Origin of the sequence: Streptomyces sp. NPDC006259 (genome assembly GCF_042870975.1) — a bacterium.
Taxonomy (GTDB): domain Bacteria; phylum Actinomycetota; class Actinomycetes; order Streptomycetales; family Streptomycetaceae; genus Streptomyces.
The window spans coordinates 393596-414452 of the sequence record NZ_JBIAHY010000007.1 but is presented as its reverse complement, the minus strand read 5'-3'; the positions used below and the strand labels follow the sequence as shown (position 1 = coordinate 414452).

The 20857-nt window shown below is 72.2% G+C and carries 19 protein-coding genes and 1 riboswitch; of the genes, 4 read left to right on the top strand and 15 right to left on the bottom strand.

Annotated features, from left to right (window positions below; translation table 11 throughout):
* Positions 1–128: 128 nt before the first annotated feature.
* The 9 genes from ACFYO5_RS29590 to ACFYO5_RS29550 all read right to left on the bottom strand — a co-directional run bounded on the left by ACFYO5_RS29590 (position 129) and on the right by ACFYO5_RS29550 (position 7425).
* Positions 129–1175 carry a hemolysin family protein gene (locus ACFYO5_RS29590; protein ID WP_388714444.1) on the bottom strand — a complete coding sequence of 349 codons (1047 nt, stop codon included), beginning with the start codon at positions 1173–1175 and terminating at the stop codon, positions 129–131.
* Positions 1172–2497 (bottom strand): hemolysin family protein, encoded by a 1326-nt coding sequence (locus ACFYO5_RS29585; protein ID WP_356567393.1) that lies wholly within the window; start codon positions 2495–2497, stop codon positions 1172–1174. Before ACFYO5_RS29585 ends, ACFYO5_RS29590 begins: the two co-directional genes overlap by 4 nt.
* 222 nt (positions 2498–2719) lie before the next feature.
* Complete coding sequence (locus ACFYO5_RS29580) at positions 2720–3175, bottom strand: PH domain-containing protein (RefSeq protein ID WP_356567391.1); 456 nt, start codon at positions 3173–3175, stop codon at positions 2720–2722.
* 13 nt (positions 3176–3188) lie between these two features.
* Entirely contained in the window at positions 3189–4037 is an 849-nt protein-coding gene (gene hisG / locus ACFYO5_RS29575; protein WP_388714439.1) for an ATP phosphoribosyltransferase, read from the bottom strand.
* A 46-nt stretch (positions 4038–4083) separates the two neighbouring features.
* Positions 4084–4356, bottom strand: coding sequence for a phosphoribosyl-ATP diphosphatase (locus tag ACFYO5_RS29570; protein WP_388714436.1), 273 nt, complete (start codon positions 4354–4356; stop codon positions 4084–4086).
* 33 nt (positions 4357–4389) lie between these two features.
* A complete protein-coding gene (ribH, locus tag ACFYO5_RS29565; RefSeq protein ID WP_356567385.1) occupies positions 4390–4875 on the bottom strand; it encodes a 6,7-dimethyl-8-ribityllumazine synthase in 486 nt (161 codons plus the stop codon).
* A gap of 20 nt (positions 4876–4895) precedes the next feature.
* Positions 4896–6185 carry a bifunctional 3,4-dihydroxy-2-butanone-4-phosphate synthase/GTP cyclohydrolase II gene (locus ACFYO5_RS29560; protein WP_356567383.1) on the bottom strand — a complete coding sequence of 430 codons (1290 nt, stop codon included), beginning with the start codon at positions 6183–6185 and terminating at the stop codon, positions 4896–4898.
* Positions 6182–6823 (bottom strand): nicotinamide mononucleotide transporter family protein, encoded by a 642-nt coding sequence (locus tag ACFYO5_RS29555; protein ID WP_356567381.1) that lies wholly within the window; start codon positions 6821–6823, stop codon positions 6182–6184. The genes ACFYO5_RS29560 and ACFYO5_RS29555 overlap by 4 nt, the downstream gene beginning before the upstream one ends.
* Positions 6820–7425, bottom strand: a complete 606-nt coding sequence (locus tag ACFYO5_RS29550) for a riboflavin synthase (RefSeq protein ID WP_388714430.1) — start codon at positions 7423–7425, stop codon at positions 6820–6822. The genes ACFYO5_RS29555 and ACFYO5_RS29550 overlap by 4 nt, the downstream gene beginning before the upstream one ends.
* Before the next feature lie 147 nt (positions 7426–7572).
* Positions 7573–7703, bottom strand: a riboswitch (FMN riboswitch).
* 213 nt (positions 7704–7916) lie between these two features.
* Here ACFYO5_RS29550 and ACFYO5_RS29545 point away from each other — a divergent pair.
* Entirely contained in the window at positions 7917–10319 is a 2403-nt protein-coding gene (locus tag ACFYO5_RS29545) for a chitinase C-terminal domain-containing protein (protein WP_388714427.1), read from the top strand.
* A gap of 111 nt (positions 10320–10430) precedes the next feature.
* On the opposite strand, the gene ACFYO5_RS29540 is transcribed toward ACFYO5_RS29545, so the two are convergent.
* The gene (locus ACFYO5_RS29540; protein WP_388714424.1) at positions 10431–11645 is read right to left on the bottom strand and encodes an ROK family transcriptional regulator; all 1215 of its coding nucleotides are present in this window, start codon (positions 11643–11645) and stop codon (positions 10431–10433) included.
* Between the two features lie 152 nt (positions 11646–11797).
* Here ACFYO5_RS29540 and ACFYO5_RS29535 point away from each other — a divergent pair, with 152 nt between their 5' ends.
* Positions 11798–13009 carry an MFS transporter gene (locus ACFYO5_RS29535; RefSeq protein WP_388714421.1) on the top strand — a complete coding sequence of 404 codons (1212 nt, stop codon included), beginning with the start codon at positions 11798–11800 and terminating at the stop codon, positions 13007–13009.
* Here the strand turns inward: ACFYO5_RS29535 and ACFYO5_RS29530 are convergent.
* Positions 12969–13427, bottom strand: coding sequence for an acyl-CoA thioesterase (locus ACFYO5_RS29530; RefSeq protein WP_388714418.1), 459 nt, complete (start codon positions 13425–13427; stop codon positions 12969–12971). The two genes, ACFYO5_RS29535 and ACFYO5_RS29530, sit on opposite strands and share 41 nt — an antisense overlap.
* Positions 13428–13653: 226 nt before the next feature.
* Here ACFYO5_RS29530 and ACFYO5_RS29525 point away from each other — a divergent pair, with 226 nt between their 5' ends.
* Complete coding sequence (locus tag ACFYO5_RS29525; RefSeq protein WP_388714415.1) at positions 13654–15033, top strand: uracil-xanthine permease family protein; 1380 nt, start codon at positions 13654–13656, stop codon at positions 15031–15033.
* A 122-nt stretch (positions 15034–15155) separates the two neighbouring features.
* Positions 15156–15899, top strand: coding sequence for a DUF5995 family protein (locus tag ACFYO5_RS29520; RefSeq protein WP_388714413.1), 744 nt, complete (start codon positions 15156–15158; stop codon positions 15897–15899).
* Positions 15900–15936: 37 nt separating this feature from the next.
* Here the strand turns inward: ACFYO5_RS29520 and ACFYO5_RS29515 are convergent, their stop codons facing one another.
* The 4 genes from ACFYO5_RS29515 to ACFYO5_RS29500 all read right to left on the bottom strand — a co-directional run bounded on the left by ACFYO5_RS29515 (position 15937) and on the right by ACFYO5_RS29500 (position 20856).
* A complete protein-coding gene (locus tag ACFYO5_RS29515) occupies positions 15937–17634 on the bottom strand; it encodes a flavin monoamine oxidase family protein (protein WP_388714410.1) in 1698 nt (565 codons plus the stop codon).
* A gap of 38 nt (positions 17635–17672) precedes the next feature.
* Entirely contained in the window at positions 17673–18461 is a 789-nt protein-coding gene (locus ACFYO5_RS29510) for a carbon-nitrogen hydrolase family protein (protein WP_388714407.1), read from the bottom strand.
* Positions 18462–19039: 578 nt separating this feature from the next.
* Positions 19040–20248, bottom strand: a complete 1209-nt coding sequence (locus ACFYO5_RS29505; RefSeq protein WP_388714404.1) for an MFS transporter — start codon at positions 20246–20248, stop codon at positions 19040–19042.
* Between the two features lie 155 nt (positions 20249–20403).
* On the bottom strand, positions 20404–20856 hold the full coding sequence (locus ACFYO5_RS29500; protein ID WP_073493514.1) for an Lrp/AsnC family transcriptional regulator: 453 nt from the start codon (positions 20854–20856) through the stop codon (positions 20404–20406).
* Position 20857 lies beyond the last annotated feature (1 nt).

The following is a 20857-nucleotide window of genomic DNA, read 5'->3' as shown; positions in this document are numbered from 1 at the left end:
CGGCGGCTACGGCACCCCGCCGCGTCGTCGGAACACCCGCACGCACGCAGTGTGCGGGCGTGCCTCCGCCGTGCGGCGCGCCGCATCCGACGCCGCGCGCCGACCCACCAGCAAGGACGGGACCACCCTCAGGTCGCCATCACCACCTCGGGATAGTCGCGGTGCGCGGGGTCCGTCACCTCGCCCACCAGCAGCTCCAGGACATCCTCCAGGGCGACCAGCCCGAGCACCCTGCCCGAGGCGTCCGCCACCTGCGCCAGATGCGTCGCCGCCCGCCGCATCACGGTCAGGGCGTCGTCCAGCGGGAGTTCGGAGCGGAGCGTCGTCATGGGGCGCCACACCTGCTGCGGGACCGCCCGTTCGGACTCCTCCAGGTCGAGGACGTCCTTCACGTGGAGGTAGCCCATGAAGGCGCCGTTCTCCGCGGCGACGGGGAAGCGGGAGTAGCCGGTGCGGGCGGTGAGGGCGACGATCTGCCCGGGAGTGACCGACGGCGGGACCGTCACCAGCGACTCCCGCTTGAGCAGGACGTCCGTGACCGGGCGGGAGCCCAGTTCCAGCGCGTCCTCCAACCGTTCCTGCTCCTCGGGGTCGAGCAGACCGGCCTGACCGGAGTCCTCCACCAGCCGGTTGAGCTGCTCGCTGGTGAAGACGGACTCGACCTCGTCCCGGGGCTCGACGCTGAAGAGGCGCAGGATGCCCTGGGCGCAGGCGCCGAGCGCGACGGTGATCGGCCGGCAGAGGCGGGCGAAGGCGACCAGGCCGGGGCTGAGCCACAACGCGGCCTTCTCCGGGGCCGCCATGGCCAGGTTCTTCGGGACCATCTCGCCGATGACGAGGTGGAAGAAGACCACGGCGGCCAGGGCGATGACGTAGCCGAGCGGGTGGATCATGCCGTGCGGCAGGTGGATGCCCTCGAAGACCGGCTCCAGGAGCTGCGCCACCGTCGGTTCGGCGACGGCGCCCAGGGTCAGTGAGCACATGGTGATGCCGAACTGCGCGGCGGCCATCATCTGGGGCAGGTGTTCCAGGCCGTGGAGCACCTGGCGGGCGCGCGCGGTGCCGAGCGGCTCGATCTGGCTGCGGCGGACGGAGACGAGGGCGAACTCGGCGCCGACGAAGAACCCGTTCGCGAGCACGAGGAGGCCCGCGAAGGCGAGCTGGAGCACGCTCATCGGGCGACCTCCACGACCACTGCGGTGCGGACGATCCGGACCCGTTCGGCCCGGTAGTGGCCGACGCGGCGGACCGACAGCCGCCAGCCGGGCAGCTCCGCCCGGTCGCCGACGGCCGGGATCCGGCCGAGCAGGTCGGCCACGAGCCCGGCGACCGTCTCGTACGGTCCCTCGGGCGCGTCGAGGCCTATGCGCCGGAGCGTGTCCACCCGGCAGCTGCCGTCGACGTCCCAGGCGGGCCTGCCGTCCTCGGGCGGGGCGGCGGCCAGCTCCGGGATGTCCAGGCCGTCGTGCTCGTCGCGGACCTCGCCGACGATCTCCTCGACGATGTCCTCCAGGGTGACCACGCCGGCCGTGCCGCCGTACTCGTCGACGACGACGGCGATGGGCTGCTCGCTGCGCAGCCGGGCCAGCAGGGGCCGCACGGGCAGGGTCTCGGGGACCAGCAGGGCCGGACGGGCGATGCGGCCGAGCGGGGTGCGCAGCCGGTCGTGGACGGGGACGGCCAACGCGTCCTTGAGGTGGACCATGCCGACGATCTCGTCGATCTTCTCGCGGTAGACGGGGAAACGGGACAGGCCGGTGGCACGGGTCAGGTTGACCACGTCCTCGGCGGTGGCCGACGCCTGAAGTGCGCTGACCTTCACGCGCGGGGTCATCACGTGCTGCGCGGTCAGCTCGGCCAGGGACAGGGTCCGCACGAAGAGGTCGGCCGTGTCCTGTTCGAGCGTGCCGGCCCGGGCGGAGTGCCGGGCCAGCGAGACGAGTTCACCGGGGGTGCGGGCGGAGGCCAGCTCCTCGGTGGGCTCGACGCCCAGGGCGCGTACGAGCCGGTTGGCGACCGCGTTGAGGCCGGCGATGACCGGCCGGAACAGGCGCGCGAAGGTGTCCTGCGGGCCGGCGACGAACCGCGCGACCTGGAGGGGCTTGGAGACCGCCCAGTTCTTCGGCACCAGTTCGCCGATCACCATCTGCACGGCGGAGGCCAGCAGCATGCCGATGACGACGGCCGCACCGGAGACGGCGCCCTCGGGGACGCGGATCGCGGTGAGGGGGCCGCCGAGCAGTTCGGCGAGGGCCGGTTCGGCGAGCATGCCGACGACGAGGGAGGTGATGGTGATGCCGAGCTGGGTGCCGGAGAGCTGGAAGGACAGCTCCTTCAGCGACTCGACGACCGTACGGGCTCGCCGGTCGCCTTCGGCGGCGGCCTTCTCGGCCTCCTGACGCTCGACGGTGACGAGCCCGAACTCGGCGGCCACGAAGAAGCCGTTGGCCAGGATGAGAAGGAACGCGGCTGCCAGGAGCAGCAGGGGGATGGTCATGATGCCGCCGCCTCCACGTGGGAGGGGGCGGCGCAGGTACTACAGGACGAACCGTCCATCGCCGGAGAGGGTCACTCCTCGGGTAGCAGGACCCCCCGGGCGCCCGGCAGGGCACAACGGGGGTGGAGGCGCAAGGGGAACGCCTCCGTCACCAGATTAATCAAGACAGGGGCCTCAGCGGCAGGGTGGCCGCCCCCGAGTCAGCCCGGAACGTGCTCGGGCTCAGCCCTGGTCGGGCTCGGAGCGGGGCACGGACCGGGCCTCCACGAGGCTCCGCAGGGCGCGCGCGTGGGAGATGGCCTGCTGTTTGTCGATGCCCGGCTGGATGCCGAGCGCGGGCAGGCTGGTGCCGTCGCTGAGGTCGAGAAACACCCAGGGATCGCCTGACCGGAGGTTCACCCTGAGGATCTCGGCCCACTCCAGGCGCCGCCTGCTCACGATGTTCACCACGGTGACACCCGAGTCCTCGGCGACGACCCGGACCCGGGCCAGCTGGGCCGACGCCCAGAGGCAGAGGGCGCCGGTGAGGATGAAACTGAGCCGCTCCCCCGGGCCGAGCTGCTCGAGCAGCAGGGCGACGGCGGAGATGACGAGGAAGAGCACCGCTCCGGCCGACAGGAGCACCGCGCGGGTGCGGCTGGGCCGGAAGGTGACGGGGAGCGTGGGCTGGTCGGACATCTTCCCGGGGTTCTCAGAGGCGGCAGGCGTGGATGGCCGTGGTGAGGATGGCGCGGGCGCCGATGTCGTACAGGTCGTCCATGATGCGCTGGGCCTCCTTGGCGGGGACCATGGCACGGACGGCGACCCAGCCCTCGTTGTGCAGGGGGGAGACGGTCGGCGACTCCAGACCCGGGGTCAGCGCGACGGCCTTCTCGAGCTGCTCGACGCGGCAGTCGTAGTCCATCATCACGTAGGTCCGGGCGACCAGGACGCCCTGGAGGCGGCGCAGGAACTGCCGCACCTTGGGGTCCTCGCCGTCGGCGCCGGTCCGGCGGATGACGACGGCCTCGGACTTCATGATCGGCTCGCCGATCACCTCGAGGCCCGCGTTGCGCAGGGAGGTGCCGGTCTCGACGACGTCGGCGATGACCTCGGCGACGCCCAGCTCGATGGCGGTCTCGACGGCGCCGTCCAGGTGGACGACGGAGGCGTCGATGCCGTGGTCGGCGAGGTGCTTGGCGACGATCCCCTCGTAGGAGGTGGCGACCGTCATGCCCTTGAGGTCCCGCACGTCGCTGGCCGTGCCGGGCTTGGTGGCGAAGCGGAAGGTGGAGCGGGCGAAGCCGAGCGGGAGGATCTCCTCCGCGTCGGCGCCGGAGTCGATGAGCAGGTCGCGGCCGGTGATGCCGATGTCGAGGCGGCCGGAGGAGACGTAGATCGCGATGTCGCGGGGGCGGAGGTAGAAGAACTCGACCTCGTTCTCCGGGTCGACGATCCGCAGTTCCTTGGACTCGCGGCGCTGCTGGTAGCCGGCCTCATGCAGCATCTCCCCCGCAGGTCCGGACAGGGAACCCTTGTTGGGGAGGGCGATGCGCAGCATGAGGTCGGCTTCCTTCGCGTGGTGGTGTTCGGGGGGGCGGCGGGGCTCAGAGGTGGGCGTAGACGTCGTCCAGCGAGATGCCGCGGGCGACCATCATCACCTGGACGTGGTACAGCAGCTGCGAGATCTCCTCGGCTGCCGCCTCCTTGCCCTCGTACTCGGCGGCCATCCAGACCTCGGCGGCCTCTTCGACGACCTTCTTGCCGATGGCATGGACCCCCTTCCCGACCAGTTCTGCGGTGCGGGAGGTGGACGGGTCGCCGGTGGCGGCCTTCTGCTGGAGCTCGGTGAACAGCTCCTCGAACGTCTTCTTGGACATGGTGATCCCACCCTAGCCGTTGTGCCGGGCTGCCTACCGCCAGGGTTCGGATACTGAGCGGAGGGTGGCCGCGGTCGCCACCGCCGCCGTCACCGCCTCGTGCCCCTTGTCCTCGTTGGAGCCCTCCAGGCCGGCCCGGTCCAGGGCCTGCTCCTCGGTGTCGCAGGTGAGGACGCCCATGCCGACGGGCACGCCGGTCTCCACGGAGACCTGGGTGAGACCCTGGGCGACGCCCTGGCACACGTACTCGAAGTGCGGGGTGCCGCCGCGGATGACGACGCCGAGGGCGACGATCGCGTCGTAGCCCCGCCCGGCCAGCACCTTGGCGACGACCGGGAGTTCCCAGCTGCCGGGAACCCTCAGCAGGGTCGGCTCGTCGATGCCGAGGTCGTGCAGGGCGCGCAGGGCGCCGTCGACCAGTCCGTCCATCACCTTCTCGTGCCACTGTGCCGCGATGACGGCGACCCTGAGGTCACCCACATCGCGTACGGACAGTTCCGGTGCACCCTTGCCGCTCACGTCTCTCCTTCGTGCTGTGCTTACTGGTTGCCGCAGGGGGACACGGGAGCCGTGTCCAGCCAGGGCAGGTCGTGTCCCATCCGGTCCCGCTTGGTGCGCAGGTAGCTGATGTTGTGCTCGCCCGCCTGGACGGGCATCGGTTCGCGGGCGGCGACCTCGATGCCGTGCCGGGTGAGCGCGTCGGACTTCTCGGGGTTGTTCGTCATCAGACGTACGCTGCGCACGCCCAGGTCGGCGAGGATCTGGGCGCCGGCCCCGTAGTCCCGGGCGTCGGCGGGCAGGCCCAGTTCCAGGTTGGCGTCGAGGGTGTCCCGGCCGCGCTCCTGGAGTTCGTACGCCCGCAGCTTGGAAAGCAGGCCGATGCCGCGGCCCTCGTGTCCGCGCAGGTACACCACCACGCCGCGGCCCTCTGACTGGATGCGTCGCAGGGCGGTGTCGAGCTGGGGGCCGCAGTCGCAGCGCGCGGAGCCGAAGACGTCTCCGGTGAGGCACTCGGAGTGGACGCGGACGAGCACGCCCTCGCCGTCGCCGATGTCGCCGTGCACGAGGGCGACGTGCTCGACGCCGTCGACGGTGGAGCGGTAGCCGTACGCGGTGAAGGTGCCGTGGACGGTGGGCAGGCGGGTCTCCGCCTCGCGGCGGACCGTGGGCTCGGCGGTGCGGCGGTAGGCGATCAGGTCCTCGATGGAGATGATCGTCAGGCCGTGCTTGCGGGCGAACGGGATCAGCTCGGGCAGGCGGAGCATGCGGCCGTCCTCGCCGGCGATCTCGACGATCGCGCCCGCCGGGCGCAGGCCCGCGAGGCGGGCGAGGTCGACGGCGGCCTCGGTGTGACCGTCGCGCACGAGGACGCCGCCGGGCCTGGCGCGCAGCGGGAAGACGTGGCCGGGGCGGACGAGGTCGGTGGGTTCGGCGGTGCCGTCGGCCAGGAGCCGCAGGGTGGTGGCGCGGTCGGCGGCGGAGATGCCGGTGGTCACGCCGTAGGCGGCGGAGGCGTCGACGGAGACGGTGAACGCGGTCTTCATCGATTCCGTGTTGTCCGCGACCATCTGCGGGAGTTCCAGCCGGTCCAGTTCGTCGCCCTCCATGGGGGCGCAGATCAGGCCGCGGCACTCGCTCATCATGAAGGCGACGATCTCGGGGGTGGCCTTCTCGGCGGCGATGACGAGGTCGCCCTCGTTCTCGCGGTCCTCGTCGTCGACGACCACGACCGGGCGGCCGGCGGCGATGTCGGCGATGGCCTGCTCGACCGGGTCGAGCGCGAAGTCCTCGACGCCGTCGGTGGGGTAGAGGATGGGTGCCGTGCTCATGCGGGCGCTCCTTCCAGAGCGGGCCGCGGACCCCTGCGGGAGCGCAGCCACCAGTCGCGCATGCCCCACAGGACGAGCGCGCCGTAGATGACGTAGACGAAGCCGGAGAAGGCGTAGCCGTTGGCGAAGTTCAGGGGGACGCCGACGAGGTCGACGAGGAGCCAGGCGAACCAGAACTCGACCATGCCCTTGGCCTGGGCGTACATGGCGACGATGGTGCCGACGAAGATGTAGGCGTCGGGCCACGGGTCCCAGGACAGGGACGGGTGGGCCTTGAAGAGGAGGGCCACGGCGACCGTGCCGACGGCGGCGGCGGTGAGCATGGCGGCCCGTTCGCGCCAGGTGGCGAAGCGCGGGGTGATGTGGCCGTCCGCGGACCCGCTCCGGTCGCGGTTCCACTGCCACCAGCCGTAGAGGGCGACGGTCATGACGACGGCCTGCTTGCCGGCGCTGCCGGTCAGGTGACCGAAGAAGGCGCCGAAGAGGATGAGGCCGGAGAGGAACTGGACGGGCCAGCTCCACAGGGACCGGCGCCAGCCGAGTGCCAGGGCGGCCAGGCCGAAGATGTTGCCGATCATGTCCGACCAGAGGATGTGCTGGTCGAGGAGGACGAAGGCCTCGGAGTTCAGGGAGTTCACTTCGCCGCCCCCGCACTCGCGGCCATCAGCCGCTCCACGTACTTGGCGACGATGTCCACCTCGAGGTTGACCGGGTCGCCGGGCTGCTTCAGACCGAGGGTGGTCAGGGCGAGGGTGGTGGGGATGAGGCTGACGGTGAAGTAGTCCGGGCCGGCTTCGACGACGGTGAGGCTGATGCCGTCGACGGTGATCGAGCCCTTCTCGACGACGTACCGGGCGAGGTCGGCGGGGAGCGCGACCTTGACGATCTCCCAGTGCTCGGAGGGCGTGCGTTCCAGCACCTGTCCGGTGCCGTCGACGTGGCCCTGGACGATGTGGCCGCCGAGGCGGTCGCCGACGGCGGTGGGCCGTTCGAGGTTGACGCGGGAGCCGGCGGTGAGGGCGCCGAGGCTGGAACGCTTGAGGGTCTCCGCCATGACGTCGGCGGTGAACTCGTCGCCCTCGTGTTCGACGACGGTGAGACAGACCCCGTTCACGGCGATGGAGTCGCCGTGCTTGGCGCCGTCGGTGACGACGGGGCCGCGCAGCCGGAAACGGGAGGCGTCGCCGAGATTCTCGACGGCGGTGACCTCACCCAGTTCTTCGACGATTCCGGTGAACACTTCCCGGGTCCTCCTGCCTCATTCGGGCACGGACTCCGGGGCTGTCGATGACGACAGAATGAGACGAGCGGGAACACCGAGGGCGACGCCGGACGGGCTCGTCCGCGGACGAGCACACATACGGCGGCGCGCACGAATGCCCGCCCGCCGCGCACTGCCTCCCATCCGGACTTTAACCGTCGGTCCAGGAATTTCACCTGGTCAACCGGCCGCTGGAAGCGACCGGGTCGCGGACTGTAACCGCCGGTTCGGACTTTCACCGACCCCGGAGTGCGCTGCTGTAGGTACAGGGCCAGTGTGCCACGCCCGGTAGGCGTCCATGCGGGGGAACTCTGTGGGCTGGCTCACAGGGGGTACGCATGGACATCCGGGCCGGAGCGGCGTGGCCAACTCACGTCGTGGGCACCCTCCTTCGAATTGGTCCATACCTATTGACGCACTGGTCTAGTCCTCTCTAGGGTCTGCGCAACTTCCGTGGAGAGGAACCGACTGTGCCGTCCCCCTCACCTCGCCGGGCGGGACCCGCGCTGCTCGCCGCAGCCGCGGCCGTCGCGGGCCTGCTGCTGGCCGGTCTGCCGGCCACCGCCTCGAACGCCGCCGACCAGGAGTCCTGCCGCCCCGACGGGCTGTACCGGACACCGGGCGTGGACGTCCCCTACTGCTCGGTCTACGACACGGCCGGCCGCGAGCGGATGGGCGCCGACCACCAGCGCCGGGTGATCGGCTACTTCACCGGCTGGCGCACCGGCAAGGACGGCACACCCGCCTACCTGGCCCCGGACATCCCCTGGGACAAGGTCACCCACCTCAACTACGCCTTCGCGCACGTCGACGGGGCCGGCAAGCTGTCCGTCGGCGCGGACGGCCCCGCCAACGCGGCGACCGGGACGACCTGGCCGGGCGTGGCCGGCGCCGAGATGGACCCGGCCCTCCCCTACCAGGGCCACTTCAACCTGCTCAACAAGTTCAAGAAGCAGCACCCGGACGTCAAGACCCTGATCTCGGTGGGCGGCTGGGCGGAGACCGGCGGCCATCTCGCCGCCGACGGCACCCGGGTGAACTCGGGCGGCTTCTACTCCATGGCCACGAACGCCGACGGCTCGGTCAACCTCACCGGCATCGACACCTTCGCGGACTCCGCCGTCGACTTCATCAGGAAGTACGGCTTCAACGGCGTCGACATCGACTACGAGTACCCGACGACCATGAAGGACGCGGGCAATCCGCTCGACTGGTCCCTCTCCAACGCCCGCCGCCCCGGCCTCGTCAAGGGCTACGCGGCGCTCATGAAGTCGCTGCGCGAGAAGCTGGACCGCGCCGGTTCGGCGGACGGGAGGCACTACCTGCTGTCGGTGGCGGCGCCCTCGTCCGGATACCTGCTGCGCGGCATGGAGACCTTCCAGGTGCAGAAGTACCTGGACTACGTCAACATCATGTCCTACGACCTGCACGGCGCCTGGAACGAGTACGTCGGCCCGAACGCCTCCCTCTTCGACGACGGCAAGGACGCCGAACTCGCCGCGGCGGGCGTGTACTCGGCGTCCCAGTACGGCGGAATCGGCTATCTGAACACCGACTGGGCCTACCACTACTTCCGCGGGTCGATGCCGGCCGGCCGGATCAACATCGGACTCCCGTACTACACGCGGGGGTTCAGGAACGTGACCGGCGGGACCGACGGCCTGTGGGGCAGGGCGGCCACCACCACCTGTCCGGCCGGGTCGGGGCTGACCAGGTGCGGGGACGGCGCCGTCGGCATCGACAACCTCTGGCACGACCTGGACACCGCCGGGAGGGAGGCGCCCGCGGGATCCAACCCGATGTGGCACGCCAAGAACCTGGAGAAGGGCGTCGTCGGCGACTACGTCACGCGGTACGGCTTCCCGGCCGGCACCCGGCTGACCGGCACGTACGCCCGCAGGTACGACGCCACGCTGGTCGCGCCCTGGCTGTGGAACGCCGAGAAGAAGGTGTTCCTGTCCACCGAGGACGAGCAGTCCGTCGCCGCCAAGGCCGACTACGTCGTCGACCAGGGCATCGGCGGCACGATGGTGTGGGAGCTGGCCGGCGACTACGGCTGGAACGCGGCCAAGGGGCAGTACGAGCCGGGATCGACGCTGACCTCCACGATGTACGAGAGGTTCAGGACCGCCTCCCCCTACGGCGCGAAGCGGTCGACGGTGGAGCTGCCCGCTCAGGCGCTGAGGATCGACGTGGAGTTCGGGCAGTTCCCGCTCGGCGACTCCAACTACCCGATCAGCCCCAAGCTGAGGATCACCAACAACACGTCCACGACCCTGCCCGGCGGCACGGAGTTCCGCTTCGACCACGGCACGTCGGCGCCCGGCAACGCCAGGGACCAGTCGGGGTGGGGCACCTCGGTGATCAGCAGCGGTCACACGGGGAGCAACCTCGGCGGACTCAAGGGCATCTACCACCGGCTCGCACTGAGACTGCCGGCCTGGCAGACGCTGGCGCCGGGGGCGTCGGCGGAGCTGGACTTCGTGTACCAGCTGCCGGTGTCGACGCCCTCGAACTGGACGGTGACCTTCGGCGGGAGGACCTACGCGCTGGCCGGGGACCTGACCCGGGGGGCGACCGTCGTGGAACCGGGACCGGGGCCGGGCCCCGGCCCGTCCACCCCGGCGAGTCCGAGTCCGAGTCCGAGTCCGAGTGCGAGCACCGGCCCGAGTCCGTCGGGAAGCGCCTCCCCGTCCCCCTCCAGCGGGACCGGGCAGTGCACCGCGGCGGCCTGGAACGCGGCTGCGGAGTACGCCGGCGAGGGCAAGGTGTCGCACAGGGGACACGCCTGGCGCGCCAGGTGGTGGACGAGGGGCGAGGAGCCCGGCACCACGGGTGAGTGGGGGGTGTGGCAGGACCTCGGTCCCTGCTGACCCGCCGGAAACGGTCCTTGCCGACCTGCCAGAACCGGCCCGGCGGCGGTGACGACGGCCCTTGCCCGCCGCCGGGCCTTTCCACGGCCCCGCCCCGGCCGCCCGGGGAACTCAGTGGTCCCGGGCTCCGAACAGCTCCCGCTGGGCGGACTCCCGTGCCATCAGCAGCGCGCCGCGCAGTACCGCCGTGCCGCCCAGGAGACTCGGGCGCAGTTGGGTGGGGAGCGGGGCCATCCGCCGCAGCCGTTCCGCCACCCGTGCCGCCAGGGCCTCGCCGCCGGCCTGTCCGACCTCCCCGCCGAGCACCACGCAGCCCGGGTCGAGGACGGCCACGACGGAGGCGGCTCCGATGGCGAGACGGTCGGCGAGGGCGTCGAGGAAGCGGACTGACGCGTTCCCCGAGGCGGTCCCCGAGGTGTCCGCCTGTGCCACCGCGGCCCGCACCAGGCCCGCCGCCTCCGGTTCGCCGGTCACCGGTTCCCGGGCCGGTCCCAGCCCGTGCCGGCGCGCCAGCGCGGCGACCGCCGCTGAACCCGCCAGGGAGTGGAATCCGCCCTCGCAGTCCGTGGCCGACGGCAGGGCGGTGGTGCCGGGAACCGGCAGGAAGCCGATCTCGCCGGTGCCGCCGGAGGCTCCCCGGCGCAGGGTGCCGTCCAGGACGACGGCCGCGCCCGTGCCGTGGCCCAGCCACAGCAGCACGAAGGTGTCGCGGTCCCGGGCGGCACCCTCGCGCTGTTCGGCCAGGGCGGCGAGGTTGGTCTCGTTCTCGACGGTGACGCGGGCCTCGGGCAGCCGTTCCTGGAGGGCGGCCACCAGGCGGCGGTGCCAGGCGGGCAGGCCGGAGGAGTCGCGCAGCTCGCCGCTGGCGGGGTCGATCAGGCCGGGCGCGCCGATACCGACCGTGTGCAGCCGGTCCGCCCCGGCCTCCTTGACGGCCCGTTCGACCAGGGCCACGGCCTGCTCCACGGCGGGCCCGGTGCCGATGTCGCCGCCGATCGGCACGGACGCCTCGGCGAGCACCCGGCCGACCAGGTCGCAGACCAGCACGGCGACGCCCTCCGTGCGGACGTCGAGGGCGGCCAGCTGGGCACGGCCCGCGACGATGCCGTAGAGCCGGGCGTTGGGGCCGCGCCGCTGCTCCCCCGCCTCGCCGACGACCTCGATCAGACCGGAGGCGGTGAGGCGTTCGACGAGGTCGGCGACCGTGGGCCGGGACAGGCCGGTGAGCTGCTTCAACTGGCCCGCCGTCAACGGGCCTTCGTCCTGGAGGAGGTGCAGGGCGAGCCGGTCGTTGATGGCCCGGGCGGTGCTCGGGGATGCGGGCATGCGCGGAATCCTCCCATGGGCGCCGGGGCGTCGGGCCGGACCGTCCTCTATTTATCAGGCAGGGTCCCTGATAGTTTACGCAGGCGCCGCGACGAAGCGGCCCGCGCACGGCGTCCAGCCGGGCGGCACACTGGCGAGGAGGAGCCCCGGGGATGAGCGAAGTGACATACGCACCGTCGCAGGTGCGGCGGGCCCGGTACGCCGTGGCCGCCGTCTTCGCCGTGCACGGCGCGGTCACCGGATCCTTCGCCACCCGGGTGCCGTGGATCCAGGACCACGCGTCGGTGGGCGCCGGGCGGCTCGGCTTCGCGCTGGCCTTCACGGCGTTCGGCGCGGCCTGCGCCATGCCGCTCGCGGGCCGCATCACCCACCGCTTCGGAAGCCGCGCCGCGCTGCGCGGACTGCTCGCGCTGTGGACGCTGGCGCTGGTGCTGCCCTCGCTCGCGCCGAACATGCTCACCCTGTGCCTGGCGATGTTCGTCTACGGCGCCACCGCGGGCATGGCGGACGTGGCGATGAACGCCCTCGGCGTCGAGGTCGAGCAGCGGATGGACAAGTCGATCATGTCCGGGCTGCACGGCATGTGGAGCGCGGGCGCGCTGATCGGCTCGGCCGGCGGAACCCTCGCCGCCCACCTGGGCACGGACGCGCGCCTGCACCATGTGTGCGCGGCCGCCGCCCTCACCGTGCTCGGTCTGCTGGCCTGCCGGTGGGTGCTCGATCTGCGGCCCACCGATGACGAGGAGCCCCCGCCGCGCTTCACCCTGCCGCCCCGCTCGGCGCTGCTGATCGGCGCGGTCGGGTTCTGCGCGGTGTTCGCCGAGGGCGCGAGCCTGGACTGGTCGGCGGTCTACCTGGACGACCACCTCGGCACCTCGGCCGGTCTCGCGGCGGCCTGCACGACCGGCTTCATGCTCACCATGGCGGTGGCCCGGATCGTGGGGGACGCGGTGGTGAACCGGTTCGGCGCGGTGCGCACGGTCCGCGCGGGCGGGGTGCTGGCCGCCGCGGGCGGGCTGCTGATCGTGGTGGCGGGCCATCCGGCGGTGGCGATTGGCGGGTTCGGGATGATGGGCCTGGGCATCGCCGTCGTGGTCCCGCTGTGCTTCGCGGCGGCCGGACACAGCGGCCCGAATCCCAGCCAGGCCATCGCGGGCGTCGCGACCATCACGTACACCTCCGGACTGATCGCGCCGAGCCTGATCGGCGGCGTGGCGCAGGCGACCAGCCTGGTGGTGTCGTTCGGCGTGGTGACGGTGCTGGCGTTCGGACTCGTCGTGTTCGCGGGCGTGCTGCGCGGCGGCGAGCGTACGTCCGTGAAGGTCAGTCCGCCGGACGCAGCAGTGCCCGGCCCGCGTTCCTGAACGTCTCGCTCCAGGGCGTCGGGCGCATCGTCGCCGCGTCGAGGCGGACCAGGACGCGGGTGCCGCGCGCGTAGGTGACCGCCCCGTCGGCCGAGCAGAACCGGAAACCGTAGGTCAGGCCGGTGTTGCCGAGGCGCTCCAGCCACAGGTGGACGGCGTGGGCGCCCGGCCTGGTGACCGGGGCCTCGTAGCTGATGCGCAGTTCCCGCACGGCGTTGCAGGCGTCGCCGGCGGCGGCCCAGTCCCCCTCGAAGCGCACGCCGTGCTCCTGCCACAGCTCGGTCCAGGCGCGCTCGACCATCAGCGGATAGCGGGCGTTGTGCAGCAGGCCGAGCGCGTCCAGGTCGTCGAAGTGGACGGTGACGGGGATCAGCCGGCCGTAGGACAGGGCGGGGGCGGCCGGGGCTTCGGCGGTCACGGGCGGGACTCCTGGGGACGAAGGAAGGTGTAGGGAGCAGACATCCCCCATCCTAAGCGGCCGCTCACCCTCCGGTTTCGCGCGAGAATGGGCCGGACATCCGGACCGCCCGAACGACGGCAGTGGCACCACCGCCCGAACGACGGCGGTCGAACCACCGCGGGAACGACCTCCGCACCGCCGCGGAGCGACCTCCGCACCGCACGAACGAAAGCGAAACCCCACCATGGATCTTGGCGTCCGCTGGAAACTGCACGGCGACGGACGCACGCCGGAGCCCGGAGCCATGGTCCGCCCCGACGAGCGGCTCTCCTGGCCCCGCACGGCCGGCCTCGGCGCCCAGCACGTGGTGGCCATGTTCGGGGCGTCCTTCGTGGCCCCCGTCCTCATGGGCCTGGACCCCAACCTGGCCATCATGATGTCGGGCGTCGCCACCGTGATCTTCCTGCTCGCGACCCGCGGCCGGGTGCCCAGCTACCTCGGCTGTTCGCTCTCCTTCGTGGGCGTGGCGGCGGTCATCCGCGCGCAGGGCGGCACCAGCGCCACCGTCACCGGCGCGGTCCTCGTCGTCGGTGTCGCGCTGTTCCTGGTGGGTCTGGCCGTGCAGCGGTTCGGCGCCCGGATCATCCACGCCGCGATGCCGCCGGTCGTGACGGGCGCGGTCGTGATGCTGATCGGCTTCAACCTCGCCCCGGTCACCGCCTCCACCTACTGGCCGCAGGACCAGTGGACGGCCCTGCTGGTCATGCTGTTCACCGGTCTGGCCGTGGTCTGCCTGCGCGGATTCTGGTCCCGCATCGCGATCTTCCTCGGCCTGGTCCTCGGCTACGGCATCTCCTGGGCGTTCGACCGGATCTTCGGCCGGATCCACTCGGCGGACGCGAGCGGCCGGGTCGTCGACCACTGGCGGCTGGACCTCTCCGCCGTGGGCCGGGCCGACTGGATCGGGCTGCCGTCCTTCCACGGCCCGAGCTTCGAGTGGTCGGCGATCCTGGTCGCGCTCCCCGTCGTCATCGCCCTGGTCGCGGAGAACGCCGGGCACGTCAAAGCGGTCGGCGAGATGACCGGCGACCCGCTGGACGACAGGCTGGGCACGGCGATCTCCGCCGACGGCATCGGCTCGGTGCTCTCCACCGCGGTCGGCGGCCCGCCCACCACCACGTACTCCGAGAACATCGGTGTGATGGCCGCGACCCGCGTCTACTCCACGGCCGCCTACTGGGCGGCGGCGGGCTTCGCCCTCCTCTTCGGCCTGTGCCCCAAGTTCGGCGCGGTGGTGGCCGCGATCCCGGGCGGCGTCCTCGGCGGCATCACCGTCATCCTGTACGGCATGATCGGCCTGCTCGGCGCCCAGATCTGGCTCAACGCCGGGGTCGACCTGCGCAACCCGCTGAACCTGGTCCCGGCCGCCGCCGGCATCATCATCGGCGTCGGCAACGTCACCATGGAGTTCACCGACACCTTCTCCCTCAGCGGCATCGCCCTCGGCACGCTGGTCGTCATCACCGGCTACCACACCCTGCGCGCCTTCGCCCCCGCCCACCTCACGTCGCAGCCACCGCTCCTGGACGAGGGCACCAGCAGCTACGACGAAACCCGTTCGTAGGCGCCCGCCGTACGGCGGGCCGCGGCCGTCGCCTCCCCCTGCCCCGGGATCCGTTCCCCCGTTCCGGGGAAGCACCGGTCCCGCCGGCCCGCGCGCGTGCCCCGGGCTGCGACCCTGCCTGCATGCCGCACTTGGAACAGTTCGTCCCCCCTCTCGACGCGTCCGTCGACGGGGTGCTCTCCCGTATGCGGGCCCTCGACGCGGCCCTCCCGCCACGGGACGGCATCGCCGTCTTCAACCGCGTCTACCTCGCCGTGACGCAGGAGGTGGACCGGCACATCGACAGGGGCCGGTTCACCGACGCCCGGGCCGCGGTCACACTGGACGTACGGTTCGCGGAGCGCTACCTGGCCGCCGTGGACGCGGCCTCCGACGACCGCCGCCCGCCGGCCTGCTGGCGCCCGCTGTTCCAGCTCCGCCGCCATCCCGGTGTACGGCCACTGCAGTTCGCGCTCGCGGGCATCAACGCCCACATCGGGCACGACCTGGTGCTCGCCGTCGTGGACGCCTGTCGGAGCCTCGGGTGCGAACCGGCCGAACTGGAGGACGAGTTCGACCGGGTGGGTGATCTCCTCGTGGCGCTGGAGGAACGCATCCGCGAGGACCTGATGCCCGGCCCGGACCTGCTCCAGATCGCCGACCCGCTCACCCACCTGCTCGGCTCCTGGAGCCTGGAGCGGGCCCGCGACGCCACCTGGTCCGCGGCCCGCGCCCTGTGGGCACTGCGCCGTCTCCCGGACGTCGCCGGTGAGTTCACCGACCGCCTCGACGCGGCGGTCGGCTTCGCCGGCCGCATGCTCCTGACCCCGATGGCGGACTGGCCGGGCGACACGGGCTTCGCCCCGGGGATCCGGGGCCGGCTGTGAGAGACCCGTCGGCCCGGCGTGATCCGAACGAGAGGCCCTAGTCCTCCGGCAGCTCCACCGGGGCGATCTCGTCGTACACGTCACCGGGGCCGGGGTTGGTCGCGTCCGTCGTGCCGCCGAGGTGGTGCATGACCCCCCAGACCGCGTTGAGGGCCGTCTGCACGGCGCCCTCGGCCCAGCCGGCCGTCCAGGAGATGTCGTCGCCGGCGAGGAAGATGCCCCGCTTGTCCTCGGGCAGCCGGTCCTGCATGAAGTGCGTGAACAGGCGCCGCTGGTAGCGGTAGTGGCCGGGCAGGTTGGCCTTGAACGCGCCCATGAAATAGGGCTCGTTCTCCCAGGAGACGGTCACCGGGTTGCCGATGACGTGCTTCCTGATGTCGACCTTCGGGTAGATCTCGCCGAGCGACTTCAGCATGACCTCCATCCGCTCGTTCGCGGACAGCGGCAGCCACTTCAGGCTGTCGTCGCACCACGTGTAGGACAGGCAGATGACGGCGGGCCGGTCCGGGCCGTCGTCGAGGAGGTAGGTGCCGCGCGTCATGCGGTCGGTGAGCGTCATCGACATGACGTCCCGGCCCGTCTCCTCGTCCTTGTCGAGCCAGAACGGCCGGTCCACGGGCACGAACAGCTTGCTGGACTCCATGTAGTGGGTGCGCTCGATCGCCGTCCAGTGGTCGATCGGGAAGAGCGAGTCGTCGCAGGCGATCTTCGACAGCAGCATCCAGGACTGCGCGGTGAAGACCGCGGCCCGGTAGGTGCGGATGTCGCCGTTCGCGTCGGTGACGGTGATCCGGTTGCCCGCGGTGCGGTTGAGGCGGGTCACGGCCGGACGGGGCTCGCCCCCCTCGTGCAGACCCGCGAGCGAGGTCCCGTAGGGCCAGTGGACGATCTTCTCCGGCTCGCGCTCCCACAGCCGCAGCGGCAGCTGCTGGGAGCCGCCGACGATGCCGCGGTGGTGGTCGTCGGCCTCGGTGTAGACGACGCGGAGGATCTCCAGGATGGAGTTGGGGAAGTCGGTGTCCCAGCCGCCGGTGCCGAAGCCGACCTGGCCGAAGATCTCCCGGTGCCGGAAGGACCGGAAGGCCTCGGAGTCGCAGAGGAACCCGTAGAAGGTCTGGTTGTCGAGCTTCTCGACGAGCTTCGCCCAGATCTCGCGGATCCGCGGCACGTCGCGCTCCCGCATGGCCCGGTTCATGTCGGAGAAGTCGGCGCCCTCTTCGAGGCACCTGTTCCAGGCGGCGGCGACGTCCCGGTAGACCTGCGGCAGGTCGTCGACCGTCTCGGCGTAGTGGGACTCGCCCTTGAGGTCGACGACCGTCGACGGCGTGACGTCGGCGAGGGGGTTGGGGAAGGGCCGGGTCTCGAGGCCCACCAGGTCGATGTAGTGCTGGAGGGCGGTGGAGGACGGCGGGAAGCGCATCGCGCCCATCTCGGCGGTCAGCGAGGGGTCGCAGCCGTCGAAGCCCACCGTGCGCAGCCGCCCGCCGATCCGGTCGGCCTCGTACACGACGGGCTTGAGGCCCATCTTCATCAGCTCGTAGGCGGCGATGATCCCCGACAGGCCGCCGCCGATCACGGCGACCTCCGTGCCGTGCTCGGTCGCCGGCACCTGGCCGAGACCCGCCGGGTGGCCGAGGAAGTCGTCGTAGGCGTACGGGAAGTCCGGGCCGAACATGGTGATCGGCGGCTGCTGCTCGTCTGCGTGCTCGACGGCGTTGGGCACGGTGGACGTCATGGGGTGCGGACTCCTTGCGGCGGAGAAGAGAGGGGGTTTCAGACCAGGGACCCGTAGAGGCCGGGGCGGCGGTCCTTCAGATACGGGTTCGCCTCGCGGGAGGCGGCCACGAAGGCGGGGTCGGCGTCGGCGAACACGAGTTCCTCGTCGCGTCCGGCGCGGGCGCGGGCCACTCCGTCGGGACCGGCCAGGCCGGAGAGACCGACGAACTCGAACTCCCCTTCCCGGCCGACCCGGTTGACGTAGGCGACGTACATCTGGTTCTCGAAGGCGCGCACCGGGATCACCGACTCGGCGACGAACTGGAAGGGGTGCATCTGCGCGGTCGGCACCACCAGCAGGTCCGTGCCGGCCAGGGCGTGGGCGCGGACGTTCTCCGGGAACTCGACGTCGTAGCAGATCATGAGGCCGACGGTCAGGCCGCCCAGTTCCGTCTGGACGACGGGCTGGTCGCCGGGCGTGAAATGGTCGCGCTCGAAGCAGCCGAAGAGGTGGGTCTTGCGGTAGTTCGCGAGGCGGACACCGTCGGCGGAGATCAGCTGGGCGGAGTTGTACACCGTCCCGCCGTCGCGCTCCGGGTAACCGTAGGCGACCGCGAGACCGTGCCGCCCGGCCAGGTCGGCGACCGCGTCCGCGGAGTCGCCGTCGGCGGGCTCGGCGAGGCGGGCGACGTCGTCGCCGATCGCGTACCCGGTCAGGAACAGCTCCGGTGCGACGAGCAGCCCGGCACCCGCGGCGGCGGCCCGGCCGGCGGCCTCGTCGAGGACCTTGAGGTTCTCGACGACCGAGCCGGGCCGGCCGGAGCTCTGGAGCAGGGCGATGCGCATGCGTGTTCCTCACCGGGGGCGGAAGGATGCGGGGGACACCTAGACGGTACGGCCCGCTGACCAGGGCGGACAAGGCGGAGCCGTTGCGCGCTGGTGAGCTGTTCGTTGCGTGCGCGACGCGCGGAGCGGCGATTCGTTGCGCGGCCCCGCCCCGGCCCCACCGCCGCACAGCGACCTCCCACGCGGGCACCGCACACAGCGCGACGCGACACCGCGCCCGGTCGCCGACACGCGCGGCCGAGCCCGCGAACGCCCCACCCGGGCCTGGGGGCGGAGACGCAGTCCGTCACGCCACCCGCCCCCGGCGCCACTGCCGCACCCACGCCCACCGGCGCGGGCACCGCGGACGCGACACCGTAGGCAATCGTCGACGCGAGCGGCCAAGACCACGACGCGCCACCCGGCCCCCGCGCACGGAGCCGCGGTCCGTCACGCCGCCGCCCCTGGCCCCAGCCACCATCGGCGCGGGCACCGAGGACGCGACGCCGCCCGGTCGTCGACGCGCGACCCGGCCCACGACGCCCCACCCGGCCCCCGCGCACGCGAAGCGGCGATTCGTTGCGCGGCCCCGGTCCGCCTCACCTCCGTACCGCGACCGCCGACGCCACCACCAAACAGGGCACCGCGAACAGCGCGAAGGTGGTGCCGTGCGTGGTCGTCGACGCGAGGTGGGCGTAGGTGCCGTAGACGGTGATCGTGGCGAGTTCGGTGCCCAGTCCGGCGACCGAGGTCAGGGTGGCCCGCGCGGTGCCCTCGATGCGCTGCTGGAGGCGGGCGTCCGCCAGCACGGTCGCCAGCTGGAAGCCGCCGAACGCCAGGGCCACCAGGGCGAGGCCGGCCGGTGTGCCGGTGCCCGCGCCGAGGGCGAGGGCGAGCGCGGAGGCGGCGAGCAGCGCGGCGAATCCCCCGCGGCCCAGACGTCCGGCCGGGCCGGACAGCAGGCTGCCCGCGGTGACGCCGGCCCAGACCATCATCAGCAGGTACGGGATCACACCGTCGGAGGCGCCGGTCTCCCGTGCCAGCAGCGGGGTGTACTCGTCGAGGGAGCCCCAGACGGCGGCGACCGCCGGGACGAGCAGGAGGGCGCCCCGCACGGGACGGTTCCGGCGGGCCTCCGCGATCCCCGCCCGCAGCGTCGACACCCAGCCGTGCGCCTCCTCCTCCCCCTCCCCCTCACCGTCCGCGGAAGCGGCAGCGCGGTGTTCGGGGAAGCGGGTCGCCGTCGCGGCGCAGAGCAGGCAGGCCAGCACGCTTGCCGCGCCGACCGCCGGATAGCCGTACGCCGCGAACACCGGACCGGCCAGGGCCATGGCCGTCATGACCGCGGCCTGCCCGGCCGCGTGGGCCCGGCCCATGATCCGGGCGTACCGGTCCGCCGCGCCGAGCCGCTCCAGTTCCTCGTAGACCAGGGCCTCCAGCGCGCCGGAGCCCAGCGCACCCCGCACGCCCCACAGCACGAAGCCGGCGGCGAACGCCCAGTACGACGGGACCAGGACCCACAGGGCGAAACCGGCCGCGCCCAGCAGCGGGCCCAGCCACAGCAGCAGACGACGGGAGACGGCGTCCGCCCAGGCGCCGGAGGGCACCTCCAGCAGGACACCGGTCGCCGACCAGAGGACGAACAGCGAGGACATCTGGCCGACGGACAGCCCGGTGTCCGCGAACAGCAGCGCGTACACCGGATAGAGCAGGACGAACTCGTCCAGGAACGCATAGCCGTACAGCGTGGCCGTGAGCCGCCGTACGCCGGGCGCGCCGACGGGCACACGCGCAGGTGAGAGAGTCATGAGGCCTTCCCGCAGGGACGTTTCGGACACCGGGGGTACGGCGTCCGAGGCGGCCCTCGGGAGGCACGGCTGGTGGATCAATGTCGCCAGGTCATGGCAGCGAGGGTAGACCTCGGCCCGGCCCGCTCACCACTGCTTTGCGGCGTCGGCGGCGATCAGGTCGGCGAGCCGGACGAGAAGCGGCGCAGCAGCGGGGACAGCACCAGCACGGACTTGGTGCGCTCCACGAACGGTTCGCCCGCGATCCGCTCCAGAACGCGCTCGAAGTGGCGCATGTCGGCGGCGAAGACCTGGGCGATCGCGTCCGCCTCCCCGGTGACGGTGGAGGCGGCGACGACCTCCTGGTAGCGCTCCAGACCCCGCTGGATCGTCTCGGGCGAGGTGTTGCGCCGGCAGTAGATCTCGACGTACCCCTCGGTCTCCCAGCCCAGGGCCGCCGGGTCGACGCGCACCGTGAAGCCGGTGATGGCCCCGGTGGCGCGCAGCCGGTCCACGCGCCGTTTCACGGCGGGCGCGGAGAGGCCGACGAGCTGCCCGATGTCCGCGTAGGAGCGGCGGGCGTCCTCGGCGAGGGCGTGCACGATGCGTTCGTCGAGATCGTTCAGCACT

Coding starts and splice junctions, on each gene's coding strand:
- hisG (WP_388714439.1), bottom strand. CDS start 4,037: ATGCTGCGCATCGCCCTCCCCAACAAGGGTTCCCTGTCCGGACCTGCG.
- ACFYO5_RS29510 (WP_388714407.1), bottom strand. CDS start 18,461: ATGCGCATCGCCCTGCTCCAGAGCTCCGGCCGGCCCGGCTCGGTCGTC.
- ACFYO5_RS29590 (WP_388714444.1), bottom strand. CDS start 1,175: ATGAGCGTGCTCCAGCTCGCCTTCGCGGGCCTCCTCGTGCTCGCGAAC.
- ACFYO5_RS29560 (WP_356567383.1), bottom strand. CDS start 6,185: ATGAGCACGGCACCCATCCTCTACCCCACCGACGGCGTCGAGGACTTC.
- ACFYO5_RS29570 (WP_388714436.1), bottom strand. CDS start 4,356: ATGTCCAAGAAGACGTTCGAGGAGCTGTTCACCGAGCTCCAGCAGAAG.
- ACFYO5_RS29520 (WP_388714413.1), top strand. CDS start 15,156: ATGCCGCACTTGGAACAGTTCGTCCCCCCTCTCGACGCGTCCGTCGAC.
- ACFYO5_RS29535 (WP_388714421.1), top strand. CDS start 11,798: ATGAGCGAAGTGACATACGCACCGTCGCAGGTGCGGCGGGCCCGGTAC.
- ACFYO5_RS29525 (WP_388714415.1), top strand. CDS start 13,654: ATGGATCTTGGCGTCCGCTGGAAACTGCACGGCGACGGACGCACGCCG.
- ACFYO5_RS29540 (WP_388714424.1), bottom strand. CDS start 11,645: ATGCCCGCATCCCCGAGCACCGCCCGGGCCATCAACGACCGGCTCGCC.
- ACFYO5_RS29580 (WP_356567391.1), bottom strand. CDS start 3,175: ATGTCCGACCAGCCCACGCTCCCCGTCACCTTCCGGCCCAGCCGCACC.
- ACFYO5_RS29505 (WP_388714404.1), bottom strand. CDS start 20,248: ATGACTCTCTCACCTGCGCGTGTGCCCGTCGGCGCGCCCGGCGTACGG.
- ACFYO5_RS29585 (WP_356567393.1), bottom strand. CDS start 2,497: ATGACCATCCCCCTGCTGCTCCTGGCAGCCGCGTTCCTTCTCATCCTG.
- ACFYO5_RS29515 (WP_388714410.1), bottom strand. CDS start 17,634: ATGACGTCCACCGTGCCCAACGCCGTCGAGCACGCAGACGAGCAGCAG.